19 protein-coding genes and 2 pseudogenes are annotated in these 18,550 nt (G+C 56.8%); 14 read left to right on the top strand and 7 right to left on the bottom strand.

Annotated features, from left to right (window positions below):
• The first annotated feature begins 13 nt into the window (after positions 1–13).
• From EKL30_RS13055 to EKL30_RS13035, 5 genes are read left to right on the top strand one after another with little or no spacing between them, the layout of a single operon-like run.
• Positions 14–700 carry an amino acid ABC transporter permease gene (locus EKL30_RS13055; RefSeq protein ID WP_126707677.1) on the top strand — a complete coding sequence of 229 codons (687 nt, stop codon included), beginning with the start codon at positions 14–16 and terminating at the stop codon, positions 698–700.
• Positions 701–703: 3 nt separating this feature from the next.
• Complete coding sequence (locus EKL30_RS13050) at positions 704–1,441, top strand: amino acid ABC transporter permease (RefSeq protein WP_126707676.1); 738 nt, start codon at positions 704–706, stop codon at positions 1,439–1,441.
• The gene (locus EKL30_RS13045) at positions 1,416–2,144 is read left to right on the top strand and encodes an amino acid ABC transporter ATP-binding protein (protein ID WP_126707675.1); all 729 of its coding nucleotides are present in this window, start codon (positions 1,416–1,418) and stop codon (positions 2,142–2,144) included. The genes EKL30_RS13050 and EKL30_RS13045 overlap by 26 nt, the downstream gene beginning before the upstream one ends.
• Positions 2,145–2,166: 22 nt before the next feature.
• A complete protein-coding gene (locus EKL30_RS13040) occupies positions 2,167–3,069 on the top strand; it encodes a prephenate dehydrogenase (RefSeq protein ID WP_126707674.1) in 903 nt (300 codons plus the stop codon).
• Between the two features lies 1 nt (position 3,070).
• Positions 3,071–4,321 carry an FAD-dependent oxidoreductase gene (locus EKL30_RS13035; RefSeq protein ID WP_158618417.1) on the top strand — a complete coding sequence of 417 codons (1,251 nt, stop codon included), beginning with the start codon at positions 3,071–3,073 and terminating at the stop codon, positions 4,319–4,321.
• Here EKL30_RS13035 and EKL30_RS13030 read toward each other — a convergent pair.
• Positions 4,316–5,272, bottom strand: a complete 957-nt coding sequence (locus tag EKL30_RS13030; RefSeq protein ID WP_126707672.1) for a MerR family transcriptional regulator — start codon at positions 5,270–5,272, stop codon at positions 4,316–4,318. The two genes, EKL30_RS13035 and EKL30_RS13030, sit on opposite strands and share 6 nt — an antisense overlap.
• Before the next feature lie 186 nt (positions 5,273–5,458).
• Between EKL30_RS13030 and EKL30_RS13025 the strand changes: the two genes are divergently transcribed.
• Entirely contained in the window at positions 5,459–5,914 is a 456-nt protein-coding gene (locus EKL30_RS13025) for a fasciclin domain-containing protein (RefSeq protein WP_126707671.1), read from the top strand.
• A gap of 153 nt (positions 5,915–6,067) precedes the next feature.
• On the opposite strand, the gene EKL30_RS18990 is transcribed toward EKL30_RS13025, so the two are convergent.
• Positions 6,068–6,229: a hypothetical protein gene (locus EKL30_RS18990; protein WP_199748573.1), complete on the bottom strand. Its 162-nt coding sequence runs from the start codon at positions 6,227–6,229 to the stop codon at positions 6,068–6,070.
• 200 nt (positions 6,230–6,429) lie between these two features.
• Between EKL30_RS18990 and EKL30_RS13020 the strand changes: the two genes are divergently transcribed.
• Positions 6,430–7,683 carry a beta-glucosidase gene (locus EKL30_RS13020; protein WP_199748572.1) on the top strand — a complete coding sequence of 418 codons (1,254 nt, stop codon included), beginning with the start codon at positions 6,430–6,432 and terminating at the stop codon, positions 7,681–7,683.
• Between the two features lie 17 nt (positions 7,684–7,700).
• Here the strand turns inward: EKL30_RS13020 and EKL30_RS19230 are convergent, their stop codons facing one another.
• From EKL30_RS19230 to EKL30_RS13010, 3 genes and pseudogenes are all read right to left on the bottom strand, one after another.
• Positions 7,701–8,357 (bottom strand): RecQ family zinc-binding domain-containing protein, encoded by a 657-nt coding sequence (locus EKL30_RS19230; RefSeq protein ID WP_233583145.1) that lies wholly within the window; start codon positions 8,355–8,357, stop codon positions 7,701–7,703.
• Between the two features lie 120 nt (positions 8,358–8,477).
• Positions 8,478–9,403, bottom strand: a pseudogene (locus EKL30_RS19225) (RecQ family ATP-dependent DNA helicase); the annotation flags it as partial.
• 90 nt (positions 9,404–9,493) lie between these two features.
• Positions 9,494–10,252 (bottom strand): IclR family transcriptional regulator, encoded by a 759-nt coding sequence (locus tag EKL30_RS13010; RefSeq protein WP_126707670.1) that lies wholly within the window; start codon positions 10,250–10,252, stop codon positions 9,494–9,496.
• 48 nt (positions 10,253–10,300) lie between these two features.
• Between EKL30_RS13010 and EKL30_RS13005 the strand changes: the two genes are divergently transcribed.
• Genes EKL30_RS13005 through EKL30_RS12985 form a run of 5 tightly spaced genes read left to right on the top strand, consistent with a single transcriptional unit; the run spans position 10,301 to position 14,210 of the window.
• Positions 10,301–11,506 (top strand): thiolase domain-containing protein, encoded by a 1,206-nt coding sequence (locus tag EKL30_RS13005; protein ID WP_233583095.1) that lies wholly within the window; start codon positions 10,301–10,303, stop codon positions 11,504–11,506.
• Positions 11,507–11,510: 4 nt separating this feature from the next.
• Positions 11,511–11,930, top strand: a complete 420-nt coding sequence (locus tag EKL30_RS13000; protein WP_126707669.1) for a Zn-ribbon domain-containing OB-fold protein — start codon at positions 11,511–11,513, stop codon at positions 11,928–11,930.
• Entirely contained in the window at positions 11,923–12,591 is a 669-nt protein-coding gene (locus EKL30_RS12995; RefSeq protein ID WP_126707668.1) for a 3-oxoacid CoA-transferase subunit A, read from the top strand. The genes EKL30_RS13000 and EKL30_RS12995 overlap by 8 nt, the downstream gene beginning before the upstream one ends.
• Positions 12,591–13,247 carry a 3-oxoacid CoA-transferase subunit B gene (locus EKL30_RS12990; RefSeq protein ID WP_126707667.1) on the top strand — a complete coding sequence of 219 codons (657 nt, stop codon included), beginning with the start codon at positions 12,591–12,593 and terminating at the stop codon, positions 13,245–13,247. Before EKL30_RS12995 ends, EKL30_RS12990 begins: the two co-directional genes overlap by 1 nt.
• Before the next feature lie 3 nt (positions 13,248–13,250).
• Positions 13,251–14,210, top strand: a complete 960-nt coding sequence (locus EKL30_RS12985) for a tripartite tricarboxylate transporter substrate binding protein (protein ID WP_126707666.1) — start codon at positions 13,251–13,253, stop codon at positions 14,208–14,210.
• Between the two features lie 410 nt (positions 14,211–14,620).
• On the opposite strand, the gene EKL30_RS12980 is transcribed toward EKL30_RS12985, so the two are convergent.
• On the bottom strand, positions 14,621–14,878 hold the full coding sequence (locus EKL30_RS12980; protein ID WP_126707665.1) for a type II toxin-antitoxin system ParD family antitoxin: 258 nt from the start codon (positions 14,876–14,878) through the stop codon (positions 14,621–14,623).
• Positions 14,879–15,051: 173 nt separating this feature from the next.
• Between EKL30_RS12980 and brnQ the strand changes: the two genes are divergently transcribed.
• Together brnQ and EKL30_RS19485 are read left to right on the top strand one after the other, a co-directional pair.
• Positions 15,052–16,350 carry a branched-chain amino acid transport system II carrier protein gene (brnQ, locus tag EKL30_RS12975; protein ID WP_199748571.1) on the top strand — a complete coding sequence of 433 codons (1,299 nt, stop codon included), beginning with the start codon at positions 15,052–15,054 and terminating at the stop codon, positions 16,348–16,350.
• Between the two features lie 434 nt (positions 16,351–16,784).
• Positions 16,785–16,964, top strand: a pseudogene (locus EKL30_RS19485) (hypothetical protein); the annotation flags it as partial.
• Positions 16,965–17,293: 329 nt separating this feature from the next.
• Here EKL30_RS19485 and EKL30_RS12965 read toward each other — a convergent pair.
• Positions 17,294–18,310, bottom strand: a complete 1,017-nt coding sequence (locus EKL30_RS12965) for an NAD(P)-dependent alcohol dehydrogenase (protein ID WP_126707663.1) — start codon at positions 18,308–18,310, stop codon at positions 17,294–17,296.
• Positions 18,311–18,550: the final 240 nt, after the last annotated feature.

The raw sequence follows: 18,550 nt of genomic DNA, 5'->3' as shown, positions 1-18,550 counted from the left end.
AAGAAGCATCTCCATGGCATTTCACGAGTTGATCGGCGGCTCTTACGGCAAGCAGTTTCTAGGGGGCGTTCAGTTCACCTTGTTGCTGGCATCGGCCAGTTGGTTGCTCGCAATGATCGTGGGGGTTGCGCTGGCCGCAGTCCGAAAATTAGGCGGTGTGTGGTCAGAGCGCTTTGTGTCGGTGTACGTTGCATATCATCGCAACGTACCGATGTTGGTTCACGTCTTGCTTTGGTACTTCGGCATCTCTAACTTGCTGCCGCTAGCCTGGCAAGACTGGACCCTAGATCATAACGGCGAACTTATTTTTGCTGCGATCGCCATCGGGCTGTGTTCGTCAGCCTACTTTGCCGAAGATATACGCAGTGGCATTCGCGCCGTTGCGCCCGGTCAGATCGAAGCCGCGCGCTCGGTGGGTTTCGGCAGTGTTTCCTCCATGGTTTACATCATATTGCCGCAGGCCTTCAGGGCAGCGCTGCCTACCTTGGTGAATAACACTGTTGTGCTCTTCAAGAATACCAGCATGGCCATGGCCATTGGCGTGGCCGAACTGACGTACGTCACCAAGGAGATCGAGAACGCCACTTTTCTCACATTTCCGACGTACGCGGTAGCAACCCTATTTTATATCGGTGGCTCGCTGTGCATCATGCTTGTCGGTGAGCACATCGCCCGCAAGCTGCAGTCCAGGGGCGGGTAACGCATGTTGGATATCATCCAAAACCATTATCAGCTGCTTCTCGTCGGAACCTTTCCCAATGGTCCTTTGGGCGGCCTGGCGCTGACCCTGATTCTTTCCGTATTAGGTCTTATCGCTGCCTTCCCTTTAAGCATTCTGCTTGCTTTAGGTCGATTGTCGCCCATCGGGCCCATACGCTATGTGGCCACCACCATTGTCTACGTCGTGCGCGGTACGCCGTTGCTTATGCTGATCTTCTGGAGCTATTTCCTGCTGCCATTACTGATCGGCAATACGGTCAGCGCGTTTGCCACCCTATTGTGTTCGTTGGTGATTTACGAGGCGGCCTATCTTTCGGAAGTGGTCCGGGCCGGCATCGTTGCCTTGCCGCCGGGCCAAGTAGAGGCAGCGCGTGCGCTGGGATTTGGCCGGGCCAAGACCATGGTTTACATTGTTCTGCCGCAGGCCATATACAACATGCTGCCCAGCCTGGTAAGTCAGTTCGCGTCGCTGATCAAGGAAACGTCTCTGGGATACGTCATCAGCGTCCACGAGTTGACCTCAGCGGCCAACCGCTTGAACAGCGAGCTGCTCACCAAGCCGTTTGAAGTGTTTTCCATCTTGGCGCTGACTTACTTCCTCGTATGCACCTTCGTCACCTTTGTCGCCCACGTCATCGAGCGACGCGTTGCGAGGCGCAGGGAAGGTCAGTCCAATCCATCCATTCGAGTCCACCGTGATCAGATATACGAAAGTCAATAAGTGGTATGGCAATGACCACGCCTTGATCGACATCGATCTCATCGTTCCGCAAGGCCAGGTTGTGGTGGTCTGCGGCCCATCCGGGTCCGGTAAGTCGACGTTCATACGCACCATCAACCGTCTGGAAAGCATACAGAAGGGCCAAATCATGGTCGACGGCACGGACGTCTATGACCCAGGCCTCAATATCAATCGTTTCAGGCGAAGAATCGGCTTCGTGTTCCAACAGTTCAATCTGTTTCCCCACTTGAACGTCCTGGACAACATCTGCATTGCACCGATCAAGGTGGCGGGCAAGAGCAAATCGGAAGCACGCATGCGGGGCTTGCAGCTGCTGGAGCGCGTCGGCCTGTCACACAAGGTGAGTGCCTACCCACAGCAACTATCGGGGGGCCAGCAGCAACGGGTAGCGATCGCCCGGGCTCTGGCCATGGATCCGCCAATCATGCTTTTCGATGAACCGACCAGCGCGCTTGATCCGGAGATGGTGGGCGAAGTGCTGCAGGTCATGAAAGAGCTGGCGCGGGGCGGCATGACGATGGTGTGCGTCACTCACGAAATGGGTTTTGCCCGGGAAGTGGCGGACCGAGTCTTATTCATGGACGCTGGTCGGATCGAGGAAGACAGCGAGCCGGATGCATTCTTTGGTGGCCCTCAACATCCTCGCGCGCGTGCCTTCGTGGCGGATCTTTCGGCGCGCTAATCTTCTTGAATAGGACTCCAGAATGACAACGGATACGTCAGTGGCCGAAAGCACGCCCGGTTTCGACCGCGCCCTTATTATCGGTTGCGGATTGATCGGAGGGTCGCTCGGCCATGGCCTGGTGCATCATCGCGTGTGCGGGCGTGTCATTGGCTACGATGCCAACGCAGCCAACGCCGACAAGGCCTTGAGCCGTGGTCTCCTCGACGAGGTTGCGACATCGCTGGATGCCGCAATTGCCAGTGTTGACCTCGTTATCCTGGCCGTGCCGGTAGGCCGTACGGCCGATTTGGTGAAGCATTTGGCTCGCGGCGCCCTGGCCCATTCGATCATTGTCGACTCCGGTAGTGTCAAGCAAGCCTTTGCGCAGCAATGCGCCCAGTCAATGCCCGAAGCGCTCAGGAAACGGGTCATACCGTGCCACCCCATTGCCGGCCATGTTACGGCGGGGCCTGAGCACGCCGACCGCGCGTTAATGGCGGGACGGCCGATGATCATGACGCCGTCGCCAGACACCGACCCGGGTGCGTTGGAGCGCGTAGGCCAGATGTGGAAGCGCATCGGTTTCGACATACTGACGATGTCGGTACAGGAACATGATGCAATGTATGCCGATCTAAGCCATATGCCGCACGTCATCGCGTTTACGCTAATGAAGCACATACGCGAGCGCGGCATGCGGCCCGATATTCTGAAAATGTTTGCGGGTAATGCCTTCAAAGACATGACCCACCACGCAGGTCAAAACCCGCGCATGTGGCGCGACATCTTTCATACGAACCGTCAGGAAATCTGCCGATCGCTGGCCGGCTTCCGAAAGTCACTGGATGAATTGGAGCGCGTCATTAACAGCGACGATCAGGACCGCCTTGAGCGCGTGCTCACACAGCTGCAGGAAGCCCGCTTACATACTTGGCAATCATAATATGCATGTCGTCGTAGTCGGGGCCGGTATTGTTGGCGTTTGTACCGCGCTTGAACTGATTCGGGAGGGCCATAAGGTCACGGTCGTTGACGCTGCGTCTAACGCTGCGAGCCAAGCCAGTTACGCCAACGCCGGCTTGCTGTCTCCTGGTCATTGCTTCAGTTGGGCAGAACCCGGGACTGTTCAAGGGGTGCTCTCGGCCTTCATCCTAGGTAAGGACAGGCCCCGCATCGGCAGACCGCGCAATGCCGCGCTAGTAGGATGGCTAAGGTTGTTTGCCAAACAGTCCTCGGTCGGTAACTGGAAACGTAATTCTCGCCACGCGCTGCAGCTGGCCAGACTTTCTCGAGAGATTCATTTCAGCACGGACGATATTCCGCTTAGTTCGTATGGCGGCTCTCGTAACGGCCTGCTTTATCTTTACAAGGCGGGGGAAGCGCCAGCCGAGGCTGAACTCGATTTGTTGCGGGAAGCGGGGGAGCCATTCGAAGTGCTGCGCGGCAACGCGCTGCGGGCTCTGGATCCTTCGCTGAACGGAGCTAACGCCGATAGCTTCCACGGAGGAACTTACTGCCCGCTGGACGCCTGTGGCGACGCGCGTTTATACGCGCTTGAGGCAGCTCGAATTGCCGGGGAACGCAGCGCTCAATTCAGATGGGAAACCCGCGTGGGTGAAATCCTCATGCAAGAAGGTCGGGTCGTTGGAATCAGTACCGAAAGCGGCGTTCTGCCGTGCGATGCATGTGTGGTGGCGACGGGATATGCATCCAAAGAATTACTGCGTCCCCTGAAGTACAAGTTGCAGATCCATCCCGTGAGCGGCTATTCCCTCACGTATCATGGAATACAAGGAGCGCGGCCAGTTCACGGCGGCGTATCCATCTCGGACAAGATAGCCTGGGCCCCGTTCGGCGAGGGGCGGATGCGATTTACTGGATTCGCAGACATCGGCCACCCCGACAAAACGCTTAGCAGTCATCGATTTGCCAGCTTGGAGGCCTTTGCTCGCAAGCTTTGCCCAGCGGTGGAAGGGATGGAGGTTGAGCAATGGGTTGGTCAGCGCCCCATGACGCCGGATGGACTGCCATATCTTGGTGCCGGCACCCACCAGGGCTTGTTTCTAAATTGCGGTCATGGCGCCATGGGCTGGACAATGGCCAGCGCAAGTGCACGCCTGACGGCGCAAGTGATGGCAGGGCGGACGCCGTCGATGGATTTGACGCCGTTCCGTCATGATCGACGGTTTTTATAGCGGCGAAGGCAATGGCAAACCGTCCGCGCGTGCCAGCCGTTCCATCGCGGCTTCCAGGATGGCGCGAGCATGCCCGGCGGCATGTTCCAAGTCGTGATGCAACTGCGCATCGTCCGCATTGCGAGATGCGCATTGGGCACTGTAGCGCTCGAAGCTTCCGACCATCAATAGTACGTCGGCCAGATGTTTCGGACATTCGCAGGCTAGGCCGCTGCCAGCCGCCGTAATCGTGAAAAGCGCATCTTCGTCGAACCGCAGCTTTGGTATGGCGGGTTGCTGAGGGGGCGGCAGGCGCTCGCCCGCAAGCGCCGAACGGCATAACATCATTAATTCACTGAGTTCGGCCGGAATGCGTCCGACCAAGCATCCTTGCGCACGCAAGGCGCGGATGGTCGCGCTCGCACCAAAACGGTAAAGGACGACGACGGCAGCACCGCCACAGGCATCCCGGGCTGACATAATCAGGGGGAGCGCGCTTTCGTGGAGTTCTGACAGCTCGATCAACAGGACTTGCGCCTTCGCATCGGGCGGTAGCGAAGCAGCCTGTTCAAGCGTTGAGCAACTACATTGAACGATAATATCTTGCTCATCGCGTCCACCGGCGGCGATACGCCTGGCAAGGCTTCCGCTAATCACCGCCACCCTAAGCGGCCCCGCGGCCTGTTGTTCCTTAACCGGCGCTGCGATCAACTGTTGGAGCTGTTCGTCAGGCAAGCTGGCCAGCGTGCTGATTGCATGCCCCTGATCCACCAGCTGCTTGAGCAAGCCTAGCCTGCGAACCTGTTCGGCAGAATACAGTCGCTGCCCGCGAGCGGAACGCTCGGTATCGGACAAGTTATAGCGGCGCTCCCACACGCGCAGGGTTTCCGTAGAAAGTCCGGCCAGCCGCGCCGCGACTCCGCTGCGGTAGGAGATATGGCTGTCCTCCGGCGTTGTCTCGATCTTTTCCATTTCTGACCCCTTCTGAGTTGACCCGTATTTGAACCGCTAATGCTTGCATTATAGCGGTACAAACTATGGACGTATACGCTGCAAGCGCGTAGATTTACACAAAACGCGGTTCGCCGTTCGCCCCCGAGTTTTTCTGATCTCTCAGATTTTTCGGCGGTTCAATCTTACAAACCACAGGAGTCAACCATGAAACGAATTCTGACTGGAATTTCTATCGCCTGCGCCATCGGTACCGTCCAAGCTGCCAACATCGTGGACACGGCAAAATCAGCAGGCTCATTCACCACCTTGGTCACTGCGGTGCAGGCAGCGGGACTGACCGACACGCTAAAAGGGCCTGGCCCGTTCACTGTTTTTGCTCCGACCGATGAAGCATTTGCCAAAATCCCCGAGGACAAGCTCGACGCGCTCCTGAAGGACAAGGCGGCACTGACCAAGGTCCTCACCTACCACGTTGTGCCGGGCAAAGTCATGGCGAAAGACGTGAAGGCTGGCGCCGTGAAAACGGTTGAAGGCAGTTCGCTAACTGTGACAACCAATGGCGGAAAAGTGGGCGTGGACCAAGCCAAGGTCGTGAAAGCGGATGTCGTCGCAGATAACGGTGTTATCCACGCCATCGACTCTGTTGTTATGCCGAAGTAGGAAATGTTGGCATATGTTGCCAACCGGACGCTGGCGGGCCTTCGTATCAGCAGTCATTAGGGTAAATGCAATATACGTGTGACGCTGATTCAGAATGGCCCGCATTTCAATGAAGAGCCTACACAGGAAGTCGGCGCGCCGCGGTAACTAGCGCTACGCGTCGCCGACAAGCACGGTGATCTCCCCCGTGCCGCCACAGTTTGGGCAGGGTTTGCCGTCCTTCACGCCGCTGCCCTGACACGTGCCGCAAGGCAACTTTCCGGATTGGGCTGTCTCGGGCGGCACTTCATCGCCCGGGTGCTTATTGGTCTCCATGGCTAGCCTCACGTTGTAGTAAATATCACCATCCTGGGCTGCAAAAGATGTGCCCGGCCGCTTCTTCTATTACAAATTTCTTCTTCCCTTAACGGAGCATGGCCCCATTGCAAGGTAGCCATAACCTGAAAACGGGAAAGCGCCGATGCAGGCTCGATTCTTGCAAGGCGGCGGACGTCTTTGGCATCCGGATGGTATTCATGACTCCAGAAAGCACGCCTTTTTTTCAGCTCTGCGGTGGCGCCATGCAGAGACAAACCAATGACGCAATAACACCGCTTTTCGATAGCTATTTTCTGGGCGGCTTTGAGTGCTCCAGCCATCGCCGGAGAGACGGCCGACGCCTGGACCTGCTGCGCGACACACAACACGATGTGTTCGCCGCACAGGACTATCGAGCCATGGTGGAACAGGGTATTCAGACCGTACGAGATGGAATACGGTGGCATCTGGCCGAGCCGGCGCCGGGCGTTTATGACTGGTCGGGTTTCCTGCCAGTGCTGCGTGCCGCCCGCGAAGCAGGCGTGCAGCCTGTCTGGGATGTGTGTCATTACGGTTGGCCCGACGACCTCGATATCTGGTCGCCGGCTTTCGTGACGCGCTTCGCCCGATTTGCCGCCGCGCTTGCGGCGCTGATGCGCGACGAATGGCCGGAGGTGCCGTATTACTGTCCGGTCAATGAAATTTCATTCTGGGCTTGGGCGGGCGGCGACACCGGCGACATCGCCCCGTGCCAGCGCCGGCGCGGGATGGAGCTTAAATGTCAGCTGGTGCGCGCGACGGTCGCTGCCATCCAGGCGATACGGGATATCGATCCCCGGGCCCGCTTCGTTTCGGTGGACCCGGTCATCAACATCGTCCCTAAAAATGTACGCCAAGAGCGCAGGGCGGAAAACGCGCGTCTTGCGCAATACCAGGCGTGGGACATGATCACCGGTCGTTTGATGCCTGAGCTTGGCGGCAAGCCCGATCTGTTGGATATCGTCGGCGTCAATTTTTACTCGCACAATCAGTGGTATCTGAACGGCCCCACGATTCGAAGAGGCGAACCCCTTTACCGTCCGCTGCGCGACATCCTGGCCGAGACCTACCATCGCTATCAAAGGCCGCTCTTCATTGCAGAAACCGGCGCGGAAGGCGAGCATCGGGTCTCGTGGCTGCGTTATGTGTGCGACGAAGTGGCTGGGGCCTTGGACATCGGTGTTCCGGTCGGCGGCATTTGCCTCTATCCCATCACCGATTATCCCGGTTGGGACAATCACCGGCATTGCCCCACAGGCATGTTGGGCTTTGCAGACGAAGCAGGACGTCGTCCCGTGCACGAGGAACTGGCTGCCGAGGTGCTGCGGCAGAGCGATCGCTTCGAGCGCCGGCTGGTCCCGGCCGAAACGGCCTTGCTCGGGGCATCTGGCGGGCAGCTATCGGAGGCGTGCGCGGTTCCGGATGCGGTATGAAGTCTACGCCGTACGAATCACGCGGCTTGCTTTTCCGGGGGCGTGGTTCTCTGGTGTTGCAGACGTCGGACATAGTTCGGCAAGAATCGCCGCAACGAACCATCGGGAAATCGAATGTCGACGCGTTCGCGCGTGACAGCCTCGACGAGCCCCGCACCGTAACGCCGAACACCTACACGGTCGCCGGGACGAAACGCCGGCGCGGTAGGCGCCGGGGTGTCAGCCTCGGTTTGAATCACGGCATGCTGCTCCATTTGTTCCGCCAGCGCTTCAGCTTCTTTGGCGAGCTCGCAGCTGTCGCAATGATCGCAGTGCTCCCACGTCGGACTGTCGTCAAAATAGTCGAGCAACATGCGCCAGCGGCATTGTCCGCTGCGCGCGTATGCCACCATGGCGCCCAAGATTTCACGGTCGCGCTCCGCACGCAGCTCGTACTGGCGAACCGCCTCTGCCGCGCGCGCCTGTATGTCAGCGTCCGCGAGTAGGGTAATCGCGCTGCCCTTGCGCTTGATTAGCTTGGCATCGTCCAGCATCTTGAGCGCGACCTGCAGCTTGCGCACAGGAATATCGGGGACCGCCGCCCGCAGCGATTCGAAAGTAATGGCCGCGCTTCCGGCCGACAGGGCGTCTACGATCTGCGCCACCATGGCCTCGGACGGATAGCGATTGATCAAAAAGAATTGCTGAATCCGCTTGTCCTTTTCCTCGTGTATCAATACGCAGCGTGCCGGCTCTCCGTCACGACCCGCCCGGCCCGATTCCTGATAGTACGCATCCAGGCTACCCGGAATCTGCGCATGCACGACCAGTCGCACGTCGGGCTTGTCGATGCCCATCCGGATGCATTAGTGGCGACCATGATACGAACCTGACCCGACATGAAGGCATCCTGATTGTCGTGGCGTGCTTTTTGCGGCAGCTGCCCGTGGTAAAGCGCAGCACACCGATCCGCCTCGGTCAACATTTGATGCAGCGCCGTCGCTTCCTTGACGGTCGCCGTATAGACGATGGCCGGGCCTTCCGTCTCGCGCAGCATGCTCAATAGCGCCTCGCGCCGCTCATGCTCACCGCTGACTTGTCGAACGGCGTAATGCAGATTGTTCCGGTAAACCCCTGTCTTGATCACGCACATGGCGGCCAAGCCAAGTTGCTCGCCGATATCGTGGATCACCTCGTCCGTCGCGGTTGCCGTCAGAGCCAGCACCGTGGGCGAACCCAGTTCGCGGATGGCCTGGGGAATGTCCAGGAACGCGGGTCGGAAGTCATGACCCCACTGCGAGATGCAGTGGGCTTCGTCGACCACGAAGAGGGTCACCTTCTGTGTTTTCAGCCAGTCGATGAACTCGCCATTCGTTAAATGCTCCGGTGTCGTCATGAAGATGGGATTGCGATACTGGGCGGCATCTTTCATGTAGCCCTGCAATATTGGCGTGGGCGTCGCGCTGTTGAAGACGGCGCTCTCGACGCCGAAGTCGCTCAACTTCTCTTTCTGGTCTTGCATCAGGGCGATCAAGGGCGACACGACCACCGTCACGCCGGGCTCACAGAGTGATGGCAACTGATAGCAAAGCGACTTGCCGCTGCCCGTCGGCATAACCGCCAGCGTGTTGTGGCCAGCGAGTACGCTTTGAATGACTTCTTCCTGGCCTGGGCGCAGTTGGGATATGCCGAACTGGTCTTGCAAGATGCGTCGGGCTTTGCGCTCGGTCGAACGGTTCATGGTGTGTCCGCTGGGGGTGGGGCTGCACCACAGCAACCGTCATGCCAGTGTGCAACTCTTTTGGCGCTGTTGCTTGTATGCCGATGAAGCTTAGGGCCTATACGGTGAGATGCCGCCAAGGTCTTCGGATAGTTCGAAGGCTGTTCGCTTCATTTCGGGAACAAGCTTCTCCAAGATGGCTTCGTCAAAGCGATATAGTGGGATCGCCACTGAAATAGCACCCATTAGGGATGTTCCGTGCATGAAGACGGGGCAGGCGACTGCCGCGCTTTCAGGGTCTCGCTCGCCTTGCGATACCGAAAAGCCAAGACGCCGGATAGTGTCATAGCGTTCTCCTTCGGCTCCGTCGCCGATCGCGCGGATCACGTGTCCTGCCGCACCGATGTCTAGACCGAAATGCTTTCCCTCGACTACGTGCATTCGTACTGATCGCCGCGGTTGTACGTGATGCAAACATACCCGTTGATCGCCTTCTCGCACGTAAAGACTAGCGCATTCGCCCACTTCAGCTACGAGCTGCTTGAGCCGTGGTACCACGTAGTCGGTCATATTGAAGGAACGCCGATACATCTCGCTGAGAATGAGTACCCGCGGCCCAACAACATAGCGACTGTCGGGCAGGCGCTTGACGAACCCCGCGAGCATTAAGGATTCCAGGAGCCTGAGGATCGTACTTTGGTAAAGGCCTGTTTCGCTGGCCAGCATGGAAAGCGTCAGTCCATCCTCCGAGGATTCGAACGCGCTTAGCACTTGGAGGGCGCGATTAACCGCTGCCACCCCTTCTCCCTTCCGAGCACGGTCAGGGGATAACCCCAATGAACTTTCTTTCGTCATAGTATTAGAATTCATTTCTGAAAATCATAAAAATAGAATTGATTTCTATTTTACAGGAAAAAGATGAGCTTAACAGAAACTTCGCCATATATCGGAGGTGGTCGCCACTCTCGCATGCCCTGCATTGTCGGTGCCTACGAGCACCCTACACGCTATGCGCCCGACACCACTGTGGCTCGCCTTCATGCTGACGTAGCACTAGGTGCAATCGAAGACGCGGGCATTAACAAGGAGGACATCGACGGCTACTTCTGCTCTGGTGATGCGCCGGGAATGGGGCCAACCTCAATGGCCGAGTACCTGAATCTCAAAACTAAATATGTCGATTCCACTGACGTCGGGGGCGCCTCGTATCTGAACCTTGTGAATCATGCCGTGCGCGCTATCAATGAGAACAAATGCAATATCGCGCTCATCACGCTGGCGGGGCGGCCACTAAGTGAAGGCGTAGCCACCGGCATCAAGCCGAAGGTTCGCAATGCGAGCCAACCGGACTATCCTTGGGAGCAGCCCTACGATATCGCCAACGTGTCTGGCTATGCCATGTGTGCCATGCGGCACATGTATGAATACGGCACTACTGCGGAACAGCTGGCCATGATCAAAGTGGCGGCATCACATCATGCGCAATTCAATGCCAATGCAAAATTACAAAGGACCGTGACTGTCGAGGATGTGGTGAATTCGCCTGTCATTGCGGACCCCTTGCGCCGCTTGGATTGCTGTGTGATTACAGACGGCGGCGGAGCAATCATCCTGGCTCGTCCCGAAATTGCCCGTACCCTACGTAAGCCGCTTGTTCGCGTAATAGGTGCCGGTGAGTCTGTGAAGCACCAGAACGGCGGCTATATCGACCTTACCTATACCGGTGCGGCGTGGTCTGGTGCCATTGCGTTCGAAGAGGCTGACGTTAAACCGCAGGATATCCAGTACGTCTCACTGTACGACAGCTTTACGATCACGGTGCTCATGCTCCTTGAAGATCTGGGATTCTGCGAAAAAGGCGAGGGTGGCCGGTTCGTCGAAGATGGCAATCTGATATCAGGCGTTGGTCGACTTCCTTTTAATACGGATGGTGGAGGTTTGTGCAATAACCATCCCGCTAACCGCGGCGGTATGACAAAGATCATTGAAGCGGTTCGGCAGTTGCGCGGTGAAGCCCATCCTGCCGTGCAAGTGCCGAATTGCGCTCTTGCCCTTGTACAGGGCATTGGCGGCATGTTGGCGACCCGGCATGGAAGCGCCACCTTGATTCTTGAGAGGGGATAGAAAGATGAGTTCATGGGAAAAGGACTATTCCGCGCCTATTGTTGATGAGGACTCCGAGCAATTCTGGACGAAAGCTTGCGAGAAGCGGCTGGTCATCAAGCACTGCACGTCATGCGATAAGTCGCATTGGTACCCGCGCCCACGGTGCCCCTTTTGCTTAAGGGACAACACCATTTGGAAAGAGGCTTCGGGAACAGGCGCAATCTATTCCTACAGCGTCATGAGGCGGGCAGTCAAACCTTACATCGTCGCATTCGTGACCCTGGATGAAGGCCCAAGCGTGCTTACCAACATCGTAGATTGCGATCCCACCCGAATTTATATTGGCATGCGCGTCGTTGTTACCTTCCGGCACCCGAAAGGCGAAAGCGCAGCAATCCCGGTGTTTCGACCGGCAGACAACAAGGAAGGAAACAATGGATAAAACCATAGCATCGCTGGAAGAAGCAGTGGCCGATGTGACAGATGGCTCCACGCTTATGATTTCAGGCTTTGGCGGCGCGGGGCTGCCCTTTGAGCTTGTGGACGCAGTGCTCGCCAGCGGAGCACGTAACTTGACGATCATTAGCAACAACGCCGGTAGCAAGGGCATAGGCATCGCCAAGCTTGTGAAGCAAGACCGGGTACGAAAGGTTATCTGTTCATTTCCGCGTCAGCCGGGATCCGATGATTTCGACCAGCAGTACCGCAAGGGCGGGATTGAGCTGGAGCTGGTCCCGCAAGGCACGCTGGCGGAACGAATCCGAGCCGGTGGGGCAGGAATAGGTGCTTTTTTTACTCCTACCGGAGTGGGAACCGAGCTCGCCGTGGGAAAAGAAGTGCGTTCCATCGGCGGTATAGAACAAGTGCTTGAGCACGCGCTAGTGGCCGATTTCGCGCTGATTAAAGCGAATACAGGGGACCGTTGGGGCAACCTTACCTATCGTGGCACTGCACGGAATTTTGGTCCGGTCATGGCGACTGCAGCTAGGTGCACTATCGCCCAAGTAAATCACATCGTGCCTCTTGGGGATATTAATCCGGAGCATGTCGTGACAGCTGGGATCTATGTCAATCGCGTTGTGTTAACTCCATGGAAACACTAATGAAACCGAAACCGACTTATACGCCAAGGACGCCCGATGAGATCGCCAGGCGCGTAGTGGAGGACATCCACGACGGTGCTTACGTCAATCTCGGGATTGGCCGACCCATGCTTGTGTCGAACCATCTTCCGGCCGGCAAGGACATCATTCTCCATAGTGAGAACGGCGTTCTTGGCATGGGCGCCGTTGCGACTGGGCCCGATGCGGACCCCGACTACGTCAATGCTGGCAAGCAGTCGATTAAGTTAAGAAACGGGGCTGCGTTGTTCCATCACGCGGACTCCTTCTCGATGATAAGGGGTGGCCATATTGATATCTGCATTCTGGGCGCGTTTCAAGTCTCAGAGCAGGGCGACCTGGCGAATTGGCGCACGATGGACAAGACTGCGATTCCCGCCGTGGGGGGCGCTATGGACCTCGCCGTCGGAGCGAAGCAGGTGTTCATCATGATGGAGCATCTGACTAAGGACGGTGAGTCCAAGCTGGTCCAGTCATGTTCTTACCCCTTAACAGCAGCAAAGGTAGTAACGAGGGTCTACACAGATTTAGCGACGCTTGAAGTCTCAAAAAATGGTTTCAAGGTTGTGGACAAAGTTTTCGGGCTCTCGCATCAAGAGCTTGAGTCTATTTCGAGATTAACAATCCAGGAGGAGTAACACATGAAAATTAAGAGCATGCTCGTTGCAGTTTCACTGTTAGCTATGAGCGGTGTGGCGCAAGCCGCGTACCCGTCGGGGCCAATTACTATGGTGGTGGGCTTCTCGCCCGGCGGAACAGCGGACTCGACTGCGCGCATCCTAGCCGAGGCGATGGGGAAGGTATTGGGCCAGAGTATCGTCGTCGAGAATAAGGCCGGGGCGAATGGGAACATTGCCACAGCATACGTCGCGCGCGCCGCTCCAGATGGTTCCACGTTGTTCGTAACCTCGATCGGGCATGCCGTTAATCTTGCGATGTATCGGAATGTGAAGTACGACCCGGTTAAAGACTTTACGTCAATCGGACGCATCTTGACTGCTCCAAACATGATGGTGGTGCCCAAAAATTCGCCCTTCAATAATGTCAAGGAGCTGATTGAATTCGCGCGGGCAAACCCCGGCCAGCTAAACGTTGCCTCCTCAGGCATTGGGACGTCAGTGCATCTGTCCGCCGAACTTTTTAAGCAATTGTCGGGCACGGATCTGACTCATGTACCGTACAAGGGAACAGGCACAGCGATGCCAGATCTGCTTGCTGGCACCACCCAAGTGATGTTTCCAAATCTGCCTAGCGCTTTGCCGCATGTTAAGCGTGGAGACCTGAAAGCGTTTGGCGTTACCACCAAGGAACGGTCAGGCGCAGCGTCAGATATTGCAACGCTGGCGGAAGCCGGTGTGCCAGGCTACGATATGTCGACGTGGTACGGTCTCATAGGTCCGGCTGGCATGGACGAGAAAATCGTGAAGCGTCTCAACGACGTTCTACAACAGGTGTTAAACGAACCCGCAGTGCGAGAAAAACTGATCTCCCAGGGCGCGGATCCTGCTCCGGGGACGCCCGATGAATTCGCTCGTTTCGTTGAGGCGGAGACAAAGAAGTGGGCCAGCTTAGTGAAGGAAGCGAAGCTGGAGATCAACTGAGGCTCTATTTCTAAGCTTTTGGAGTCGCGCCCCCTCTCTAGGGAATGCGCACCAAAGTTATGAAAGTGGCCGTGCGCCAAACAGCTTTACTCCAGCCTAGGGGTAAGGCGGTTTGGTGCATACTCGACTGTGTTGCGAATCAGCTTTGTGTTGGCACTGGCACTCCCAGTTCTTTCAGTTTGGCTACTATTGTTCTACAGGTCGTTTTTGCAAAGACTGCAGAACCTGGCATTAGCGAACAATTGGAACGGCATGAGTTCTGGATGCTAGAAGGCGGTTTCTGCAAGTACATAAGAACAGAGCGCAGGTGCATAACCCTGTTGAGTGCGGTCATGCCGAATATGGGAATATAAAGCAGACTTCGTTTGATGCTTTCGATCGCACTGCTCAAGATCATGGTCCTTGGACGATCATCCCTTCTTGCTAGCCATTGCCGCGTATTTGGCCTCCAGACGCTCAAAGACTTCGTCAGCGGGCTTGATGCGTCCAGCATCAGCATCGGTCAGCCCTCGTGCGATCGATGCATCGAATGCGGCAAGTCGAGCTTCGCGGTCTTGAATGAGCCGCACGCCCTCACGCAGCACCTCACTTTTGGAACCGTATCGTCCGGTCTCGACGAGGCGGTTTACAAAATTTTCGAGCTCTTTGCCCACATCTGCGCTAATCATGGTTGCGGTCTCTCAAAGTGTCAGTCACGAAGAGAATAATATTCTTAATTAACTATTATCAAGTCTTGGCGGGCGGAGAGTAAACGCTGCTGCGCTGCGGGTGTAGACGGTATTTCCTTTATGATTACAGCTGTATAGCCTAAGCTTTCTAACCGTCTACCTATCGGCTTCTTATGATCAGCACTCTCAAAATCCGAGACTTGATCGCCTTGGGTTTCATGACATTCGCGCTTTTTTTAGGTGCGGGCAACATCATCTTTCCTCCTATGGTGGGCCAGTTATCCGGCAATCAGCTGTGGTATTCCGCGCTAGGCTTTCTCCTGACGGGTGTCGGCTTGCCGTTATTGACGGTCGTGGCGCTTGCCCGCGTGGGGGGCGGCATGAGAGCATTGACCGCGCCCATCGGTAAAGCGGCGGGTATCTTGTTAGGAGTGCTGGTGTATCTGACCATCGGGCCCCTGTTTGCCACGCCGCGTACCGCTATGGTTTCCTTCGAAGTGGGTTTTTCGCCATTCATTGGCGCAGGTGGCACGGCACGAGCCATATATACCATTGTCTATTTTGGGACGGTGATGCTGCTTGCCCTGTTCCCGGGGAGGCTGCTCGATACCATTGGCAAAGTCATTACCCCCGTGCTCATCGTCGCCCTGATCGTGCTGGGCGCCGCGGCCATTATCGTGCCCGCGGGCGTCATCGGCCAGCCTACCGGCCTGTATGTCGATGCACCTCTTTCGCAAGGCTTTATTCAGGGCTACCACACGATGGACGCCCTTGGCGCAATGGTCTTCGGCATCGTCATCATCAATGCGATCCGCAGCCGTGGTATTTCAGATGCGCATCTAGTGACGCGGTACGCCATCGTCGCTGGCATCGTCGCTGCCGTGGGGCTGGCGTTGGTTTACCTGGCGCTGATTTTTCTGGGTGCCGGCAGTGGCGGGCTAGCCCCTGACGCGATGACCGGCGCGCCCATTCTTACCGCTTTTGTCGGCCATGTCTTCGGACCCATGGGTAACGTGTTGCTGGCCGTCGTTATTACCCTGGCCTGCGTGACCACAGCAGTCGGCCTGGTGGCTGCCTGCGGCGACTACTTCAGCACACTCTTGCCGATGTCCTACCGTAGTGTGGTTATCGTCATCAGCCTGCTCAGCACGGTCATTGCCTATCAAGGGTTGGAACAGCTCATCGCTGTGTCGATACCCGTGTTGTCCGCGATCTATCCGGTGGCCATCACGCTCGTCGCGCTCAGCCTGGCGTTCAGGCTGTGGTGCCGGCCATCGCGGGTGTTCATTCCCACCCTGATCGTGGCCACCCTATTTGGCATCATGGATGGGTTGACGGCCGCGGGCTTTGCTTATCTGGTGCCCCAAGCCGTTTCCGATATTCCCGGCACCAATCTCGGCCTGGGATGGCTCATGCCGGTGCTGCTGGCGCTGGCCGCTTCAGCGGCCTACGACCGGTTGAGTCGTCGTTGAGGTGCAGCCGGCAGCTGTTTTGAGGCCCGAATGCTTAACCGGAATAGTCACTGGCTAAGTGGGATCCCGATTGCGCGGCTATAGCCTAGCACTTCACGGCGGGATGTTTAATTTCGATCGACCCACCAAGAACGCATGCTGAGCCAGTTCATTCTGCAGGATGTTTGCTGAGCGGCGATGTGTGCTCGCACCTTAAGGACTGAACTTTGGCAAGCACATTAGCCACCTGAGTCTATGCCGTATCGCTCCTGTGTTAGCGGCTGTAATACAGGTTGCACTACGCTGACGGCGAGACGTAAGCTAAGTTCAAGGATGGTCGTAAACCCTCGTATCTTCTAAGTATTTTCACGTATGGCTCACGCCCGGGAGGAATCATGAAGCTACAGTCTTGGTTGACGATTCTTGCAGCGAGTGCGTTCTGGGGACCAGCTTTCGTGTCGGCTCAAGGAGTTCATGGATTTCAAGGAGTCCATGGGTTTCAAGGAGTCCATGGGTTCCACGGAGTCCATGGGATTCATGAGGTTCATGGGATTCATGAAGTTCACGGAATTCACGGGGTTCATCGAATTCATGGGGTTGACAGAATCCACGGGGTGCACCCAATTCACGGCTTGTCGCCTTTTGCTATGCCGCATAGCTTAGTAAACCCGCAGGCTCACACAGGAAACTTTTTCTCCCATTTTGACCCCGCCGTTCCCAACCGTCGTGTTCCGAGTTTGGCGCCACCCGTTTCGGGCGACATCCATCCCATCACGCCTGACAAGGCATGGACCAAGCCGCCCTCAATAAACCCGGCGCTCCCCTTCACGGAATCCGGAAAGGGCAATATCGCGAATGACGACGCCATTCTGGGTAGAGGTGCACTAGGTATTGAAGAACCCCTCGAAGGTATCGGCGATACCGACAGTCTTCTCCGATAATCGATTGGGCTCTACATTAGAAGTCAGTTATTTACGGTAATGACCACCTTTCCGAAATGGGAGCCGCTACGCAGCCAGGCGTAAGCGTCGACCGCCTGCTCAAAACTGAACGTCCGGTCGATGATGGGTTTAAGCTGATGAGTCGAGATGGCGTTGTTCATGGCGGCAAACATGGCATGGCTGCCGACGTAGACACCATTTAAGCGTATCGCCCGCGTGATCAAGGGCAAGGGGTTGATGTGCCCGACTCCTGAAACCAGGCCAATTGTGGCGACGGTCCCGCCGACGCGCACGGCCTGCAAGGACTGCTCGAGCGTCCCGGCGCCGCCAACTTCGACAATCAGGTCGACCCCGCGACCGTCCGTAAGGCGCCGTACTTCTTGCGACCATTCTGGCGTGTCGCGATAGTTGATGGTGTGGTGTGCACCCATTTGGCGCACGCGTTCGAGTTTCTCGTCGCTACTGGAGGTCTGAATGACCATGGCTCCCATGGCATGGGCGAATTGCAACGCGAATATCGAGACACCCCCCGTGCCCTGCAGCAGTACGGTCTGTCCGGCGTTGATTCTGCCCAGATCCACCAGGGCATGCCAGGCAGTAAGGGCGGCGCATGGCAGCGTGGCGGCCTCTTCGTAGCTGAGGTGTTGGGCAAACTTCAATGCAGCCCGCTCCGGCAACACCACGTATTCCGACAGCATGCCATCAACCGGTCCACCAAGGGATGGCGTGACTCCCGCTTCGGTGACGTCGCCGGATGTCCAGTTTGGAAAAAATGCGCCGGTGACCCGATCGCCGACCTGCAGGGCTGTGACCCCTGGACCCACCGCACTGATTTCGCCGGCGCCATCGGACAAAGGAATCACATTGGCTTTGGTCCCGCTACCGTACATGCCATCCTCGATCAGTAGATCCCGGTAATTCAGGGATACGGCATGGACACGTATCAGCACTTCGCCGTGCCCCGGTTCAGGCGTGGCGCGCTTGTCGTTCAGTGCGAGTGAGAGGCCGTCTTTGGTGGCGTGTAATTCGTAAGCTTTCATAGTCACAAATCCCAATGAATTAGCGCGTGCGCGATGTCTCTATGATACAGCCCGGGTCCTGGCGTCTATCCTGTTTTGCGAAAGGTGAACGGTGGCGTCATGCAGCGAATCGTTGCACGCTTGAATTTATATGCAATTGCATTATAATTTTCTAGTCGTACGATGACACACAACTTGTATAACTCTATGTTTATAAGCCAAAGATTAGATAGATACCTTGTCATATCACAGGCATTACGC

This window comes from Candidimonas sp. SYP-B2681 (assembly GCF_003971065.1).
Lineage (GTDB): Bacteria > Pseudomonadota > Gammaproteobacteria > Burkholderiales > Burkholderiaceae_B > Pollutimonas.
Note: the sequence above shows the minus strand (reverse complement) of the source record. Positions and strands in the feature narration are given on the sequence as shown.

Excerpts from the sequence above, each read along its gene's own strand:
- EKL30_RS13040 (WP_126707674.1), top strand. The coding sequence starts at position 2,167 with ATGACAACGGATACGTCAGTGGCCGAAAGCACGCCCGGTTTCGACCGC.
- EKL30_RS13050 (WP_126707676.1), top strand. The coding sequence starts at position 704 with ATGTTGGATATCATCCAAAACCATTATCAGCTGCTTCTCGTCGGAACC.
- EKL30_RS13055 (WP_126707677.1), top strand. The coding sequence starts at position 14 with ATGGCATTTCACGAGTTGATCGGCGGCTCTTACGGCAAGCAGTTTCTA.
- EKL30_RS12980 (WP_126707665.1), bottom strand. The coding sequence starts at position 14,878 with ATGATTAGCGCAGATGTGGGCAAAGAGCTCGAAAATTTTGTAAACCGC.
- EKL30_RS12965 (WP_126707663.1), bottom strand. The coding sequence starts at position 18,310 with ATGAAAGCTTACGAATTACACGCCACCAAAGACGGCCTCTCACTCGCA.
- EKL30_RS13030 (WP_126707672.1), bottom strand. The coding sequence starts at position 5,272 with ATGGAAAAGATCGAGACAACGCCGGAGGACAGCCATATCTCCTACCGC.
- EKL30_RS12995 (WP_126707668.1), top strand. The coding sequence starts at position 11,923 with ATGGATAAAACCATAGCATCGCTGGAAGAAGCAGTGGCCGATGTGACA.
- EKL30_RS12990 (WP_126707667.1), top strand. The coding sequence starts at position 12,591 with ATGAAACCGAAACCGACTTATACGCCAAGGACGCCCGATGAGATCGCC.
- EKL30_RS13020 (WP_199748572.1), top strand. The coding sequence starts at position 6,430 with ATGACTCCAGAAAGCACGCCTTTTTTTCAGCTCTGCGGTGGCGCCATG.
- brnQ (WP_199748571.1), top strand. The coding sequence starts at position 15,052 with ATGATCAGCACTCTCAAAATCCGAGACTTGATCGCCTTGGGTTTCATG.
- EKL30_RS13010 (WP_126707670.1), bottom strand. The coding sequence starts at position 10,252 with ATGAATTCTAATACTATGACGAAAGAAAGTTCATTGGGGTTATCCCCT.
- EKL30_RS12985 (WP_126707666.1), top strand. The coding sequence starts at position 13,251 with ATGAAAATTAAGAGCATGCTCGTTGCAGTTTCACTGTTAGCTATGAGC.
- EKL30_RS18990 (WP_199748573.1), bottom strand. The coding sequence starts at position 6,229 with ATGGAGACCAATAAGCACCCGGGCGATGAAGTGCCGCCCGAGACAGCC.
- EKL30_RS13025 (WP_126707671.1), top strand. The coding sequence starts at position 5,459 with ATGAAACGAATTCTGACTGGAATTTCTATCGCCTGCGCCATCGGTACC.
- EKL30_RS13000 (WP_126707669.1), top strand. The coding sequence starts at position 11,511 with ATGAGTTCATGGGAAAAGGACTATTCCGCGCCTATTGTTGATGAGGAC.
- EKL30_RS13005 (WP_233583095.1), top strand. The coding sequence starts at position 10,301 with ATGAGCTTAACAGAAACTTCGCCATATATCGGAGGTGGTCGCCACTCT.
- EKL30_RS13035 (WP_158618417.1), top strand. The coding sequence starts at position 3,071 with ATGCATGTCGTCGTAGTCGGGGCCGGTATTGTTGGCGTTTGTACCGCG.